Origin of the sequence: Pseudomonas sp. PB101 (genome assembly GCF_009764265.1) — a bacterium.
Taxonomy (GTDB): domain Bacteria; phylum Pseudomonadota; class Gammaproteobacteria; order Pseudomonadales; family Pseudomonadaceae; genus Aquipseudomonas.
The window spans coordinates 1-14,278 of record NZ_RWIR01000072.1 but is presented as its reverse complement, the minus strand read 5'-3'; the positions used below and the strand labels follow the sequence as shown (position 1 = coordinate 14,278).

The 14,278-nt window shown below is 59.8% G+C and carries 16 protein-coding genes; 10 read left to right on the top strand and 6 right to left on the bottom strand.

Annotated elements, in window-relative coordinates; translation table 11 throughout:
• The first annotated feature begins 81 nt into the window (after positions 1-81).
• The 3 genes from EI969_RS22165 to EI969_RS22155 all read left to right on the top strand — a co-directional run bounded on the left by EI969_RS22165 (position 82) and on the right by EI969_RS22155 (position 2,594).
• Positions 82-1,461 (top strand): sodium:solute symporter, encoded by a 1,380-nt coding sequence (locus EI969_RS22165; RefSeq protein ID WP_160389655.1) that lies wholly within the window; start codon positions 82-84, stop codon positions 1,459-1,461.
• Positions 1,462-1,546: 85 nt separating this feature from the next.
• The gene (locus EI969_RS22160) at positions 1,547-2,272 is read left to right on the top strand and encodes an MBL fold metallo-hydrolase (protein WP_160389654.1); all 726 of its coding nucleotides are present in this window, start codon (positions 1,547-1,549) and stop codon (positions 2,270-2,272) included.
• Positions 2,273-2,342: 70 nt separating this feature from the next.
• On the top strand, positions 2,343-2,594 hold the full coding sequence (locus tag EI969_RS22155; protein WP_160389653.1) for an acyl carrier protein: 252 nt from the start codon (positions 2,343-2,345) through the stop codon (positions 2,592-2,594).
• Between the two features lie 86 nt (positions 2,595-2,680).
• On the opposite strand, the gene EI969_RS30655 is transcribed toward EI969_RS22155, so the two are convergent.
• Together EI969_RS30655 and EI969_RS22150 are read right to left on the bottom strand one after the other, a co-directional pair.
• Complete coding sequence (locus tag EI969_RS30655) at positions 2,681-2,809, bottom strand: PA1414 family protein (RefSeq protein WP_256678350.1); 129 nt, start codon at positions 2,807-2,809, stop codon at positions 2,681-2,683.
• Between the two features lie 124 nt (positions 2,810-2,933).
• Positions 2,934-3,830, bottom strand: coding sequence for a LysR family transcriptional regulator (locus EI969_RS22150; protein ID WP_150717922.1), 897 nt, complete (start codon positions 3,828-3,830; stop codon positions 2,934-2,936).
• Between the two features lie 104 nt (positions 3,831-3,934).
• On the opposite strand from EI969_RS22150, the gene EI969_RS22145 reads away from it, so the two are divergent.
• Complete coding sequence (locus tag EI969_RS22145) at positions 3,935-5,116, top strand: MFS transporter (RefSeq protein WP_160389652.1); 1,182 nt, start codon at positions 3,935-3,937, stop codon at positions 5,114-5,116.
• Here the strand turns inward: EI969_RS22145 and EI969_RS22140 are convergent.
• Positions 5,061-5,993, bottom strand: coding sequence for a DMT family transporter (locus tag EI969_RS22140; protein ID WP_160389651.1), 933 nt, complete (start codon positions 5,991-5,993; stop codon positions 5,061-5,063). The genes EI969_RS22145 and EI969_RS22140 overlap by 56 nt on opposite strands.
• A gap of 197 nt (positions 5,994-6,190) precedes the next feature.
• On the bottom strand, positions 6,191-7,027 hold the full coding sequence (locus tag EI969_RS22135; RefSeq protein WP_160389650.1) for a S1 RNA-binding domain-containing protein: 837 nt from the start codon (positions 7,025-7,027) through the stop codon (positions 6,191-6,193).
• Positions 7,028-7,376: 349 nt separating this feature from the next.
• Between EI969_RS22135 and EI969_RS22130 the strand changes: the two genes are divergently transcribed.
• The 3 genes from EI969_RS22130 (at position 7,377) to EI969_RS22120 (ending at position 9,440) form a co-directional block, all read left to right on the top strand.
• Entirely contained in the window at positions 7,377-7,565 is a 189-nt protein-coding gene (locus EI969_RS22130; protein WP_015096330.1) for a hypothetical protein, read from the top strand.
• Between the two features lie 205 nt (positions 7,566-7,770).
• Positions 7,771-8,493 carry a TorF family putative porin gene (locus EI969_RS22125; protein ID WP_160389649.1) on the top strand — a complete coding sequence of 241 codons (723 nt, stop codon included), beginning with the start codon at positions 7,771-7,773 and terminating at the stop codon, positions 8,491-8,493.
• A gap of 77 nt (positions 8,494-8,570) precedes the next feature.
• Positions 8,571-9,440, top strand: a complete 870-nt coding sequence (locus EI969_RS22120; RefSeq protein ID WP_160389648.1) for a DUF6279 family lipoprotein — start codon at positions 8,571-8,573, stop codon at positions 9,438-9,440.
• Between the two features lie 102 nt (positions 9,441-9,542).
• Here EI969_RS22120 and EI969_RS22115 read toward each other — a convergent pair whose 3' ends face one another.
• The gene (locus tag EI969_RS22115) at positions 9,543-9,935 is read right to left on the bottom strand and encodes a transcriptional regulator (RefSeq protein WP_160389647.1); all 393 of its coding nucleotides are present in this window, start codon (positions 9,933-9,935) and stop codon (positions 9,543-9,545) included.
• Positions 9,936-10,129: 194 nt separating this feature from the next.
• Here EI969_RS22115 and EI969_RS22110 point away from each other — a divergent pair, with 194 nt between their 5' ends.
• A complete protein-coding gene (locus tag EI969_RS22110) occupies positions 10,130-10,864 on the top strand; it encodes a thioredoxin family protein (RefSeq protein WP_160389646.1) in 735 nt (244 codons plus the stop codon).
• A 172-nt stretch (positions 10,865-11,036) separates the two neighbouring features.
• Positions 11,037-11,315 (top strand): hypothetical protein, encoded by a 279-nt coding sequence (locus EI969_RS22105; RefSeq protein WP_160389645.1) that lies wholly within the window; start codon positions 11,037-11,039, stop codon positions 11,313-11,315.
• Positions 11,316-11,378: 63 nt separating this feature from the next.
• Here EI969_RS22105 and EI969_RS22100 read toward each other — a convergent pair whose 3' ends face one another.
• On the bottom strand, positions 11,379-12,719 hold the full coding sequence (locus EI969_RS22100; protein WP_150717932.1) for a DEAD/DEAH box helicase: 1,341 nt from the start codon (positions 12,717-12,719) through the stop codon (positions 11,379-11,381).
• A 192-nt stretch (positions 12,720-12,911) separates the two neighbouring features.
• Between EI969_RS22100 and EI969_RS22095 the strand changes: the two genes are divergently transcribed.
• Positions 12,912-14,210 carry a mechanosensitive ion channel family protein gene (locus tag EI969_RS22095; RefSeq protein ID WP_160389644.1) on the top strand — a complete coding sequence of 433 codons (1,299 nt, stop codon included), beginning with the start codon at positions 12,912-12,914 and terminating at the stop codon, positions 14,208-14,210.
• Positions 14,211-14,278: the final 68 nt, after the last annotated feature.

Below are 14,278 nucleotides of genomic sequence, written 5' to 3'. Positions count from 1 at the left end.
AACGCATTACCTGTGGGAGCTTGCTCCCACAGGGATTGATTTTCAGCCTCACATAAAAAAGACAATCGGAGACACGCCACAATGGCTTTGGATTTAATCGTCGTACTCATCTACGCCGCCGCGATGCTGCTTCTCGGCTACTACGGCATGCGCAAGGCCAAGACCCACGAGGACTACCTGGTTGCCGGTCGTAACCTCGGCCCGACCCTGTACATGGGCACCATGGCTGCCACCGTTCTGGGGGGCGCGTCGACAGTGGGCACCGTTCGTCTGGGCTACGTGCACGGCATCTCCGGTTTCTGGCTTTGCGCCGCACTGGGTTGCGGGATCATCGCGCTGAACCTGTTCCTGGCCAAACCGTTGCTGAAACTGAAAGTGTTCACCGTCACCCAGGTGCTGGAAAAACGCTACAACCCGATGGCCCGTACCGCCAGCGCGACCATCATGCTGGCCTATGCCCTGATGATCGGCGTGGTTTCCATCCTGGCCATTGGCACCGTGTTGCAAGTTCTGTTTGACCTGCCGTTCTGGATCTCGGTACTGGTGGGCGGCGGTATCGTCGTCATCTATTCGACCATCGGCGGTATGTGGTCGCTGACCCTGACCGACATCGTTCAGTTCGGTATCCAGACCGTCGGCCTGATGTTCCTGCTGCTGCCGATCTGCCTGTACCGTGTGGGTGGCTGGGATCAACTGGTCGCGCAACTGCCGGCCGCCAGCTTCAACTTCACCAGCATTGGCTGGGACACCATCATCACCTACTTCATGATCTACTTCTTCGGCATCCTGATCGGTCAGGACATCTGGCAACGGGTGTTCACCGCCAAGAGCGAAAAAGTGGCGAAGTACGCCGGTACTACGGCCGGTATCTACTGCATCATCTACGGGCTGGTTTGCGCACTGATCGGTATGGCTGCACACGTGCTGATCCCGGACCTGGACAATGTCAACAACGCCTTCGCTGCCATCGTCAAAGTCTCGCTGCCGGACGGCATCCGTGGCCTGGTGATCGCTGCGGCCCTGGCGGCCATGATGTCCACCGCCAGCGCCGGTCTGCTGGCTGCTTCCACCACCCTTACCGAAGACCTGCTGCCAAAGCTGCGCGGTGGCAAAGAGTCGAACATTGCTATCAACCGCTTGTTCACCCTGCTGACCGGCATTGTCGTGCTGGGCATCGCCTTGGTGGTGAATGACGTCATCAGCGCGCTGACCCTGGCCTATAACCTGCTGGTAGGCGGCATGCTGATCCCGCTGATGGGTGCGATTTTCTGGAAACGCGCCACCACGGCCGGTGCAATCGCCGCCATGGCACTGGGCTTTATTACCGCCCTGGTATTCATGTTCAAGGACGGAATGGATGCCAATTCGCCGATCTACTTCAGCCTCGGTGTAAGCCTGGTGAGTTTCGTGGTGGTGAGCCTGATGTCCCGCCGCCCGGCAGCGGTGGCCAGCGCCGCCTAAGCTGAACATAACGACTTGATGCTTTCTTCGACGGGTGTGGCGTCGGTTGCCACACCCGTTTTTTTTCGTCTGAAGGAAAGTGGATATGAAGATTGTCGGCCGTGACCAATGGTTTGAAGTCAAACAGCTCAGTGACGGCATCCGCCTGATTCATGAGCCGTACATTCGGCCCTTTTACCGCTGCAACCTCTGGCACATCCAAGGCCGCGAAAAAGATCTGCTGCTGGACAGCGGGTCCGGGCTGGTCAGCCTGCGCGAGCAACTGCCATGGATCACCGAACGGCCGCTGGTGGCCGTGGCCAGCCACTGCCATTTCGATCACATCGCCGGTCATCACGAATTCGCTGAACGGCTGGTGCACCCGGCCGAGGCGGATATTCTTGCCGCACCGGACGGAGACAATGACCTGAGCAAAGCCTTTGTCGGCGACGACATGTTCGAGGCGCACCCTGATTGCCCGCTGTGCTACGCCGAGTATCGGGTCAAGGCCGCACCGGCCACCGGGTTTGTCGAGGATGGCGATGTGCTGGACCTGGGCAATCGCGTGTTACAGGTGTTGCACACACCGGGACACTCGCCGGGTGGCATCTGCCTGTATGAAGCCGCCACCGAGACCTTGTTCAGCGGCGATATCATCTACGATGGCCCGCTGATCGAAGATGCTTACCATTCCAACCTCGATGACTACGCCCGCAGCCTGCAACGCCTGCATGCGCTGCCGATCCGCACGGTGCATGGCGGCCATTTCGGCAGTTTTTCCGGGGCGCATTTGCGCAGCATGATTGACGAATGGCAGCGCTCACACGGCTAAAGCCTGCTGTACTCAACGCCAGGATCTGCAACGGCAGGGAGAACAGTACCTATCCCCTGGAAGAACGCTCATGAAAAAAGACAACGTTCATGCTGTCGTGCATCGCTTTGTCAGCCGCATGCTGGAAGGGCGGGAAGGCTTCGACGACAACGCCAGCCTGGCGCAGTTGGGATTGGATAAGGAAGATATCGAAGAACTGATCTTCCATCTGGAAGATGAGCTGGGTGTGACGGCGTTTACCGCCGAGGAAGACCGGATGCTCAAGACCGCCAGGACGGCGAATGATTTGAGCCGGTTTTTGTTGGAGATCGGGCGGTATTGAGGCCGCGAATCAAACGTACACAAAGCGGCAAGGGAGTTTGCTCCCTCGCCACGAAAAACCGTTCACCTGTCAGATGTTATTTGCCATTACCGGCGTCGCTGCTGACGTCGACGCTGTTCGTCATCGGTACGAATTGGCACGGGTTGCAGAGGCGGCTCGATCAAACCGAGAGCAACGCCCAGGTCATGCAGCCAGCTTTGAATTTTCTCTTTCATGGTGCCCCCTTCAGGGTAGTGCCGAGCGGCCAAAATTCTGTAGCCCCTTCGCACTGATAATAGTCCGAACTCTTGCGCAATGCTCGCGCAAAGAAGCAATGATCTGTTACTGAATCCATCACAATCAGGCTGTGTTCAGGCAGCTTCCTGCGCCTGCCTCCGGAAAAACCACCCGTTGCTGCTCGATCCAGGCATTCAGGTTGGCCCCGACCATGCCCTTGCGCCACATCAGCCAGGTGGTAGCGCTGGCGAACGGCTCGGCCAGCGGATGCACCGCCACACTCTCCCGGCCCGGCAAACTGGCGAGCATCGACTCCGACATCAGCGCCACACCGGAACCGGCAATCACACAGGCCAGCATCCCGGGATAAGACTCGATTTCCATCGCCCGGCCCATGGCGGCATGGTCATGGGCGAACCAGGCTTCCAGGCGCATGCGGTAGGAACAGCCCTGGCGAAAGGTAAACACCGCGCGCCCCTGCACATCCAGCGCGCTGCGCACGGGCGGGTGATCGGCCTCGCTGATCAGCACCAGGCGCTCGTCGCACAGGGGCACACCGTCGAGCCCGGCCAGTTCCATGGGGCCATCCACCAACGCCGCATCGAGACGCCCCGTGAGCAGGCCTTCGAGCAATTCACCGCTGGGGGCCGATTGCACTTGCAGGTTCACGGCCGGATACAGGCGGTGATAGCGCGCCAACAGCCCCGGCAGGTGAATCGCCGCCGTGCTGTACATGGTGCCGAGCACGAAATCGCCCGCCGGTTGCCCACCCTGCACTGCCGCGCTGGCTTCGTCGCGCAAGGCAAACAGCTTGGCGGTGTAGTCCAGCAGGACTTTTCCTGCAGGCGACAACTGCAAGCGCTGACGTTCGCGCAGGAACAGTTCGACACCCAGTTGCTCTTCCAGCTGTTTGAGCCGGGTCGACAGGTTCGACGGTACCCGATGCAACCGTTCGGCGGCGCGGGTGATGGACCCCTCCTCTGCCACCGCCTGGAAGATGCGCAATTGGCTGAACTCCACGACATTCTCCAAAAAAGAACAAGTTACTCACTATTATTCATTTTAAAAGAAAGTCAATCAGTCCTAGCCTGACGGTCATTGATCCTCCAGACGGAATCCAGACCATGTCTCCCCTGATCCGCTTATCCGCCAGTTTCGTTGCCCTGATGATGGCCATGGGCATCGGCCGCTTTGCCCTGACCCCGCAACTGCCACACCTGCTCAGCGAAGGTCAGATCGACCTGACCGCCGCCGGGCTGATTGCCGCCGCCAACTACCTCGGGTACTTCATCGGTGCGGTGGACGCCATGTTTTCCCGGCGGCCCGCGCAGGTGCGCCGGCGCTTGCTGGGCGGCCTGTGGCTCTGCGTGCTGCTGACCCTGGCGTCATTCTGGGCCAATGGTTTCTGGTCGCACTTGTTGCTGCGCTTCGGCACGGGCGTGGCCAGCGCCTGGGTGCTGGTGATGATCACCGCGCTGAGCCAGCCGCTCGCGGCGGCGGCCGGTCGTCCCCGGCTCGGCGCCCTGGTCTTCGCCGGGCCGGGCCTGGGGATTTTTCTGACCGGTTTACTGGCCCTGGGCTCGAATCTGCTGGGCCAGACGTCCGCCACCTTGTGGCTGATATACGCCGCCGCAGGGCTGGCGATGCTGCTGGTGATCCTGCCGTTCCTGCCGCAACCGAGTGTCACCGCGACTGCGGCGCCCAGCGCCGGTGCGTCGGGCAATCAAGGCATCGCGCGTCTGGGCTGGATCTATGCCCTGTACGGATTGGGCTACATCATTCCGGCGACCTTTCTGTCGCAAATGGCCAACGCGCAGTTCCATGGCCAGTGGCAGGCCGACCTGTTCTGGCCGTGCTTTGGCCTGGCGGCGGCAATCGGCGTGGTGTTGGTGAGTCTGCGTCGGCAAAAACCCGGCGCCACGGGTCACTGGCTGACGGCGACGCTATGGCTGCAAGCCGCGGGTGTGTTCGCCTGCCTGCTGGGCAACGGCCCGGGCCTGGCGTTGGGAGTGATCCTGTGCGGCACGCCGTTCCTGGCCTGCATGCAACTGGTGATGCAACGTTCCCGGGAACTGGCACCCCACGCCACCCAGCGCAATGCCGGCCTGCTGACAGCCTGCTTTGCCGTGGGCCAGCTGAGCGGTCCATTGCTGGCGGCGCTGAGCAGTCATTTCAGTGGCGGCTTGCAGCCGGCCCTGGTGGTCGCCGGCTGCGGCTTGCTGGTCGCCGGCGGTCTGTTGCTGGCGCCGGTCAGTGCTGCCCGAGGGCTTTGCGCAAACGACGGCGCAGCCACTGCTCAGCGCTGACAAAGGTGATACCCGCCAATACCAGCACGGCACCGATGATGAAATTCAGGCTCAATTCCTCGCCCAGCAGCACCACGCCGAACGTGACGCCGAACAACGGCGTCATGAACGAAAACACCGCGAGGTTCGCTGCCAGGTAACGGCGCAGCAACCAGAACCAGATCAGGTAACTGAAGAACGACACGACCACGCCCTGAAACAGCACACTGGCGACCGCCACATGGGTCAGGCTGACATGGGTGATCTGGCCGCTGAGCAGCGCGATCAACAACAAGCCGAAGAAACCGACAATCAACTGATAGAACAGCGTCAGGGTCACCGGCGCTTCCGACAGGCGAGAGGCGCGCACCACCACAGTGGTGGCGCCCCAGGCGGCACCCGCCAGCACGCCCAGGGCATCGCCCATCAACATGCGGTAATCAAGGTTGTCCCAGGACACCCCCCCGGCAAACGCAATGGCAATCCCGATAAAGGCCAGGACAATGCCCAGCCATTGCAGGGGCCGCAAACGCTCACTGGGCAGCAACCAGTGCACCCCCAACGCAGTGAAGATCGGCGCGGTGTAGAGGAACACCGACATGTGCGCCGCCGTGGTCAGTTGCAGGCCTTCGGAAATGAAGAAGAACTCCAGGCCGAACAAGGCACCCGCCAGCAGACCGCCGCGCCAGGTGGTACCCACCTGGTTCCAGCCGCCCTTCCAGCAGATCAGCAGCCCGACCAGCAACGCCGACATGCCCGAACGTCCGACCGCCTGCATCACGGGCGCGATATCGGCCGCCGCCCACTTGATCATCACCTGCTGAACGCCCCAGACCAGGCACAGCCCGACCATCACCTGCAGGGCAAACCCGTCGGTACTACGCCGGGTGGCGCTCACCGGAACACCTCGAAGACACAATCCATGGCAAAGACTCGGCAGTAAAAAAAGCAAAACCCCGGCCTTCTCGTTGAAAAGAAATCACCGGGGCGAAAAATCATGTTGTCGATTATCAACCAGAAAGCCAGAAAATGCCGCCTGCCAGAGACCTCTACTTCTCTGCTTGCGCCATCCTGGCCCTCTGTCTTGTCAGCGCATCAACTGAGTTCGATGCGATCGGCATGAATGACAATCTGGCCATTCTTGTACAACGTACCGATGGCCTTCTTGAAGTTGCCCTTGCTGACGCCAAACAGGCTGCTGATCAACGCCGGATCGCTCTTGTCGCTGACTGCCAGGCTGCCGTTGTTTTCACGCAACTTGGCGAGGATCTTCGAGTTCAGGCTGGTGGCCGCTTCCTGACCGACCGGCTGCAGGCTCAGGCTGATCTTGCCGTCGGCACGAACTTCCTTGATGAAGCCCTTTTCTTCTTTGCCGGCGCGCATGAACTTGAAGATTTCGTTCTTGTGGATCAGGCCCCAATGCTTGTTGTTGATGATGGCCTTGAAGCCCATGTCCGTGGCTTCGGCTACCAGCAAGTCCACTTCCTGGCCGGCGCTGTAGTTGGCCGGAGTCTTGTCCAGGTAGCGGTCCAGGCGCGCTGTCGCGGTGATGCGACGGGTGTGCTTGTCGAGGTAGACGTGCACCACCACATACTCGCCCGCTGTCATCTGACGTTTCTCTTCGGAGAACGGCAGCAACAGGTCCTTGGGCAACCCCCAGTCCAGGAATACGCCGATGCTGTTGACTTCAACAACTTTCAAACTGGCGAATTCACCGACTTGAACTTTCGGCTTTTCAGTAGTTGCGATGAGTTTGTCATCGCTGTCCAGATAAACAAAAACGTTGAGCCAGTCTTCATCTTCGCTAGGAATATCTTTTGGAATATAACGATTGGGCAAAAGGATTTCGCCATCCGCACCACCGTCCAGATATAAACCGAAGTTAGTGTGTTTAACCACTTGTAAACTGTTGTAACGCCCGACTAAAGCCATGTCCAATACCCTCATTGCGTGGCGGCATTCTACCCGGTTTTAAGCGCTGCGTTCGGCACCCGGCCCGGTGGCGCGAGAAAATCCTCCGGAGCCCTTAATTTTCCGGGGTTTTCATCGCGCACCTGGCCGCTCGTCAGACCGATCCGGGCATTTACGCCATGCCGGGGCAAGCGTGCCGCGGTATTTTTCCAGGCAATGTTTTAGTTAAAACAGCGGCTTAGACTCATATTTCGAATATTGGCCGCGACTTGATTATCCCGACTCGACGAATACGCCGAGGGGATATTTGCCAAGCAATTATCAGGTAATTCCTGTACGATGCCTGGCCAAGTTAATTTTCTACAGGTTAATGGCCGCCATGCGCGTAAAAGCATCCACCAGCAAAGCAAAGCCAGCTCCAGCCGTCGAAACCAGCGAGTCGATCAACAGCCAGATCGCTGCGTTCCTCAAGTCCGGCGGTGAAATCCAGCAAATTGCCAAAGGCGTCAGCGGCCAGACGTTCGGCCCGTCCAAGCAGATCACCCTGGGCAAAAAGTAACCCCCTCGCATCACCTGGTCCCAAAGCGCTTTGAGCTTCGAAGCGCTTGGACTGGAACCCTCTTCACCCCCTGCACCACACCATCCAGCCCTGAAAATCGACGAACGGCCTTCACTGCCGATCATTCGCCGGTATCCTTGCACACGTCTGGATCAAGCGTTTCAGCGGGCTCCCCAGCCTGCCCTCGCTGTTCATGGAGTGACGCATGTTCAAATTTTCCTGTTTATCGGCATTGCTCGGCGGTCTGCTGGCATGCTCCGGCGCACAGGCACAAATCTTTCAGCGTGAGCTGGGCGGCTTCGACCTCAAGCTCGGCACCACTCCCAGCCGCAGCATGGCCCAGGGCCTGGTCAAGCCTTCGGCCGTGGGCTCGTTCCACGGTGGCCTGGACCTGAGCCACGACAGCGGTTTCTACGTGGGCCAATGGTCGCCCAGCATGGGCATCAGCCCGGGGAAAGACCTCGAGATCGACTCCTACATGGGTTTTAAACAACCCTTCGATCAAACCCTCGGCTACGAAGTGGGCCTGATCCGCTACAGCTACCCTGAAGTCACAACCCCCGACAGTCAGGAACTGTTCGGCGGCCTGACCTTGCTCGGCAACCGTTTCGGCATCGCCTTCAGCAATGACCCGGACAAACAGAACAACACATTGTTCGCTGACTTGAGCGGCAATCAACCGTTCGGTGTCGGCATCAGCCTGAAATACACCACCCACCAATTCAATACACCCGTGGCGGTGGATGGTGGGTATGTAGGCAGTTTTACCGATTGGTCGCTGAAGTTGTCCCGCCCGTTCATGGGCATCGACCTCAACCTGATCTACAGTGACTCCAGCCTCAGCGGCAGCGGTTGCTCGGCCTATGCCGGGCACAACAGCCAGTGTGACGGGCTGGTGACGCTCAAGGCTGAACACGCGTTCTATTGATCGGCTGAACTGCCGGGCTCCTCCCGGGTTCACATGAGAATCAGACCCTGAAGACTGGCTTTCGCAAGGATTTGCCCATGTCCCGCTGGTTCAAACATATCGCCGTTGTCCTGAGCATTTCCCTCGCCCTCGGCGCGTGCAGCCGCATGGGCCTGGCCTACCGCAATCTCGACGTGATCATCCCCTGGACCCTCAGCGACTACCTGGACATGAGCGGCGAGCAGAAAAGCTGGCTGGACGAACGCCTGAAAGAACACCTGAGCTGGCACTGCACCACCCAACTGCCTGGCTACCTCGACTGGCTCGACCGCCTGCAAACCATGATCGAGAGCAATCAGGTCACCGATGCCGCCTTGCAGGCCCGCGCCCGGGAAGCCGAACAGGCGATTGCCGAGACCGCGCGGGAAATCGTACCTTCGGCCATCGAATTGCTGCAAGGGCTGGATGACAAGCAGGTCGCGGAGATGAATGAAGCCTTCGCCAAGGACCGGCGCAAACGCCAGGAGGAATACCTCAAGCCCTCCCTCGAGCAGCAGGTCAGCCAGCGTGGCGCACGCATGGAAAAGCGCCTGAACGACTGGCTCGGGCCACTGAGCACGGCCCAGCAGCAGCGGGTAACCGCATGGTCGAACGCCCTGGGGGATCAGAATACCCAGTGGCTTGCCAACCGTGTCCATTGGCAGAAGCAGTTCAGCGCGGCCGTTGCGCAACGCCAGAGTGCAGAATTCCCACAACGCATCGAGACGCTTCTGGTCAATCGTGAAAGTTTGTGGACGCCGGCCTATCGCCAAGCCTTTGCCAGGACCGAGGCCCAGGCACGTTCGCTGTTCGTGGATCTTATGGCACAAAGCACGCCGAGCCAGCGCGAACGATTGCTGAAGAAAATCGAGGGTGTGAGGAAGGACTTCAGTGATCTGAAGTGTCTGAAAGCAGCGAAACAAGGCTGAGAACAACGCAAGCCCCATGTGGGAGCGAGCCTGCTCTCGATTGCGGTGTACCAGTCACATTGCAATCGCGAGCAAGCTCGCTCCTACAGTTGCAGGAGAACATCAGGCGATCTGCGCCTTCGACGCCACCTCATCGAAGGTCATCTCATCCAGCGCATCGTCCTGCTCGTCCAGCACCTGCCGCGGGTGATCATTGCCGGGAATGCTGCTGTCGATCAGGCTCAACAGGCGCGAACCGCGCGTCGTCAAAATGTAATTGGCGCCCGTGCCGCCTTCATCCTCCGGCCGCGGCTCGATGTAGCCCCGCTCCAGCAGTAACTTTTCGTACTCGCCCGCCACCGATTTCAGGTGATCAAGGTTTTCAATCGGCTCACCTTCCGCGGCTTTCTGCGCGGCATGCTGTTCGGCGTAAGGCCGCGGTGTGAAGCTGTGGCCCGCGCTGTTTTGCGCTTCATGCAGCAAGCGCTCAATCAAGTCCCAGTTGTAAGTCGTCATCCTGATTCAACCTCCGGTGCCCGTTGGATGGATGCCCGCGCAATTGATCGGGCCTTACAGGTTGTGACCGGTACGCCGCGCAGCCGTTCAGCCAGGCTTTTGCTGACGACCGACCGGCGGCCTGTCGAAATCCGCCCAGGCCAAACGACTAGGCTGTGTAAGTCACCTCCCCGCCCCACGCAGGAGAAAACATCATGAACATTCAGAATCATCCCGTCGTATCGCGGGAAGAATGGCTCGCCGCCCGCAAACAGCACCTGGCCCGCGAGAAAGCCTTCACCAAGGAAAGGGACAAGCTCAGCGCCGAACGCCGCGCCCTGCCCTGGGTGAAAATCGACAAGGACTACCACTTCCAGGGGCCCAAAGGCGAACTGAAGCTGGCGGACCTGTTCGGCGGCCGCAGCCAGTTGGTCATCTACCATTTCATGTTCGCCGAGGGCTGGGACGAAGGCTGCCCCGGTTGCTCGTTCCTCAGCGATCACATCGACGGTGCCAACCAGCACCTGGCCCACCATGACGTGGCCGTGGTAGCGGTTTCCCACGCACCCTTCGCCGAATTCCAGGCCTTCAAACGACGCATGGGCTGGAAATTCGACTGGGTATCGTCCGAAGGCTGCGATTTCAACTACGACTTTGGCGTCACCGCCCGGGCCGAAGACGTCGCCGCCGGAAAAGCTACGTACAACTACGAAAAAACCGACGGCGCCGAGGAAGAACTACCCGGTCTAAGCGTGTTTTATCGCAATGACGCCGGGGAAATTTTCCACACCTACTCCACCTATGCCCGCGGCCTGGACATGCTGGTCGGCGCCTACAACTACCTCGACCTGACGCCCAAGGGCCGCAACGAAGAGGAAATCATGGAGTGGGTGCGGCATCACGACAAATATGAGGAACAGGAGAAGTCGAGCTGCTGTCATGGTGGTTAGCCCCAGACATCGAGGCGCGGCCTTCGTCGGAGCGCCGCCCGGAGCAAGCCACGCTCCCACAGGTTTCTGTGGTGTTCACAAAACCTGTGATGACCAATCACAGACTGAACTTTCCCCATTGGCCAACGCTCAACCGGTTAACCCGCCTTGACCGGATCTGAGGCCCACGCCCATGAAATCACTGCTGAAGACGCTCACTCTCGCCACTGCCCTCGCCTGCGTCCTGCCCGCCTGGGCCTGCACGCCCGAGGAAGCCACCGCCAAACGTGAACAACTGGCCCGGGAAGTGGCCAGGCTCACCGAGCAGAACCCGACCAAGGCCAAAGAGATCAACGACGAATTGCAGAAAATGGACCTGGGTACGGCCGCGAAAGACTTGCCGGACAAGTGCCAGTTGATCGATCAGCGCTTGAAAGAGCTAGGCACCGCCGAGAAGAAAGCCGAAAGCTGATAAACGCCAGGCCTAAAAAAACCCGGACACTGTCCGGGTTTTTCCTGGGTCGCTTACAACGACTTACTCAGCCGCTGGCGCTTCCGGCTTGCGGCGCTTGAGCGGGGCCATGCCGTCCTTGCTGACCAGCGAATCGCTCTTCGGCCGGTTGGCGCTCTTGCGCTTGGTCGGGGTCTTGGCGGCGGTTTTTTTCTTGTCGCCCTTGGCGTCGGTCTTTTTCTTCTTCACGCCGACAGCCTTGCCCGAGGCCTTGACCTTCTTCGGTCCGCCGTAGGTGCCTTTGACTTCCTTGATGGTGCGGCGCTCGAAGGTCTGCTTGAGGTAGCGCTCGATGCTCGACATCAGGTTCCAGTCGCCGTGGCAGATCAGCGAGATGGCGAGGCCATCGTTGCCGGCGCGACCGGTACGACCGATGCGGTGCACGTATTCGTCGCCACTGCGCGGCATGTCGAAGTTGATCACCAGGTCCAGGCCGTCCACGTCCAGGCCGCGAGCGGCGACGTCGGTGGCCACGAGGATTTTCACCCCGCCCTGCTTCAAGCGGTCGATCGCCAGTTTGCGATCCTTCTGGTCTTTCTCGCCGTGCAGCACGAACGCCTTGTATTCCTGGGCAACGAGGCGACCGTAGATACGGTCGGCCATGGCCCGGGTGTTGGTGAAGACGATCGCCTTCTGGTAGGTCTCGTTGGCCAGCAGCCAGTTCACAATCTGTTCTTTGTGCTGGTTGTGGTCAGCGGTGATGATTTGCTGACGGGTCGTCTCGTTCAGCTGGCTGACCGCGTTGAGCTGCAAGTGCTCAGGGTTGTTCAGGACCTTGGCGATCATCTCGCGCAGGCCCGAACCACCGGTAGTGGCGGAGAACAGCATGGTCTGCTGACGGTTGGTGCACTCGTCCACCAGACGCTGCACGTCATCGGCAAAGCCCATGTCGAGCATGCGGTCGGCTTCGTCGAGCACCAGCACTTCAACTTCTTTCAAATCGAGGTTGCCGGCGTTCAGTTGCTCGATCATCCGGCCCGGCGTACCGATCAGGATGTCCGGCACCTTGCGCAGCATCGCGGCCTGGACCTTGAAATCTTCGCCGCCGGTGATCAGGCCGGACTTGATGAAAGTGAACTGCGAGAAGCGTTCAACTTCCTTCAGGGTCTGCTGGGCCAGTTCGCGGGTCGGCAGCAGGATCAGGGTCTTGATGCTGACGCGGATTTTCGCCGGGCCGATCAGACGGTTGAGGATGGGCAAAACGAATGCAGCGGTTTTGCCGCTACCGGTTTGCGCCGTCACCCGCAGGTCACGCCCCTGGAGCGCCAGCGGGATGGCCGCGGCTTGCACAGGCGTTGGCTCGACAAATTTCAGCTCGGCCACGGCTTTGAGCAGGCGTTCGTGCAGGGCGAATTGGGAAAACACGGGTGCTACCTCGAAGAAATGCAAAAAAACAGCTGCATAGGGTAACGGTTTCGAGCGCTCAGGCCGAGTTTCTTTATGCAAATGGCGGTAAACAGTTGGTTTTTTGTTGCCTGTTTTTTCCACAAACGCAATACAAAGCGTCTTAAATGCTCTAATCGCCACTCGCGTCCTACAGAAGAATCGTTTTTAACCATGGATATCAAACAGCTCTGGACCAACGTCCTGGACCTTTGGGGTGCCCTCGATCAGCACCCGCTCATACACTCCAGCCTGTCACTGTTGTTGCTGCTGGCGATTGCGCTGTTCCTCGGACGGGTGGCGCGCTACCTCATATTGCACGCGACCAAAATGCTCGGCCGCCAGCCGGCCTTGCACTGGGTCAATGATTTCCTGCAGAACAAGGTGTTCCATCGCCTGGCGCAGATCACGCCTTCGCTAGTGATCCAGTTCGGTCTCAATCTGGTGCCGGACCTGAGCAAAACCAGCCTGAACTTCCTCGGCAACGTCGCGCTGTCCTTCACCTTCCTGTTCCTGCTGCTGGCGGTCAGCGCCCTGCTCAACGCACTGCTGGACATCTATGCCCGCACCGAGCACGCCCGCACCCGCTCGATCAAGGGCTATGTGCAACTGGCGAAAATGGTCTTGTACGTATTTGGCGCGATCATCATCGTCGCCACGCTGATCGACCGTTCGCCGCTGTTGCTGCTGTCGGGTCTGGGCGCCATGTCCGCGGTGATCCTGTTGGTCTACAAGGACACCCTGCTGTCGTTCGTCGCCAGCGTGCAATTGACCAGCAACGACATGCTGCGGGTCGGCGACTGGATCGAAATGCCCCAGGTCGGTGCAGACGGCGATGTGGTGGACATCACCCTGCACACGGTCAAGGTGCAGAACTTCGACAAGACCATTGTCTCGATCCCGACCTGGCGCCTGATGTCCGAGTCGTTCAAGAACTGGCGCGGCATGCAGGCTTCCGGTGGCCGGCGAATCAAGCGCAGCCTGTTCATCGACGCCAGCGGCGTTCGCTTTCTGCGCGACGACGAGGAACAGAAGCTGTCCCAGGTGCACTTGCTCACCGACTACATGGCCCGCAAGCAGGCAGAACTCAAGGCCTGGAACGAAGCCCAGGGCAACGTCGCGGCCATGTCGGCCAACCGTCGGCGGATGACCAACATCGGCACTTTCCGCGCCTATGCGCTGGCCTACCTGAAGACTCACCCGGGGATCCAGCCGAACATGACCTGCATGGTCCGCCAGATGCAGACCACGGCCCAGGGTATCCCGCTGGAAATCTACTGCTTCACCGGGACCACGGCGTGGGCCGATTACGAGCGGATCCAGGGGGATATTTTCGACTACCTGCTGGCGGTGTTGCCGGAGTTTGGCTTGAGCCTGTATCAGCAGCCGAGCGGAACGGATTTGCGTGCGGGGTTGCTGCCTGCGGTGCTCGGTGCAAGTTACATTCCCGAGCCCGAAAAACACATCATGTAGCCCCCAAAAAACTTGTAGGAGCGGGCTTGCCCGCGATGGCGGAGGGTCAGACACTCTGCCATCGCGGG

Bases quoted from the DNA above. Each gene is read 5' to 3' on its own strand.
- EI969_RS22165 (WP_160389655.1), top strand. From the start codon at position 82: ATGGCTTTGGATTTAATCGTCGTACTCATCTACGCCGCCGCGATGCTG.
- EI969_RS22160 (WP_160389654.1), top strand. From the start codon at position 1,547: ATGAAGATTGTCGGCCGTGACCAATGGTTTGAAGTCAAACAGCTCAGT.
- EI969_RS22155 (WP_160389653.1), top strand. From the start codon at position 2,343: ATGAAAAAAGACAACGTTCATGCTGTCGTGCATCGCTTTGTCAGCCGC.
- EI969_RS30655 (WP_256678350.1), bottom strand. From the start codon at position 2,809: ATGAAAGAGAAAATTCAAAGCTGGCTGCATGACCTGGGCGTTGCTCTC.
- EI969_RS22145 (WP_160389652.1), top strand. From the start codon at position 3,935: ATGTCTCCCCTGATCCGCTTATCCGCCAGTTTCGTTGCCCTGATGATG.
- EI969_RS22135 (WP_160389650.1), bottom strand. From the start codon at position 7,027: ATGGCTTTAGTCGGGCGTTACAACAGTTTACAAGTGGTTAAACACACT.
- EI969_RS22130 (WP_015096330.1), top strand. From the start codon at position 7,377: ATGGCCGCCATGCGCGTAAAAGCATCCACCAGCAAAGCAAAGCCAGCT.
- EI969_RS22125 (WP_160389649.1), top strand. From the start codon at position 7,771: ATGTTCAAATTTTCCTGTTTATCGGCATTGCTCGGCGGTCTGCTGGCA.
- EI969_RS22120 (WP_160389648.1), top strand. From the start codon at position 8,571: ATGTCCCGCTGGTTCAAACATATCGCCGTTGTCCTGAGCATTTCCCTC.
- EI969_RS22115 (WP_160389647.1), bottom strand. From the start codon at position 9,935: ATGACGACTTACAACTGGGACTTGATTGAGCGCTTGCTGCATGAAGCG.
- EI969_RS22110 (WP_160389646.1), top strand. From the start codon at position 10,130: ATGAACATTCAGAATCATCCCGTCGTATCGCGGGAAGAATGGCTCGCC.
- EI969_RS22105 (WP_160389645.1), top strand. From the start codon at position 11,037: ATGAAATCACTGCTGAAGACGCTCACTCTCGCCACTGCCCTCGCCTGC.
- EI969_RS22095 (WP_160389644.1), top strand. From the start codon at position 12,912: ATGGATATCAAACAGCTCTGGACCAACGTCCTGGACCTTTGGGGTGCC.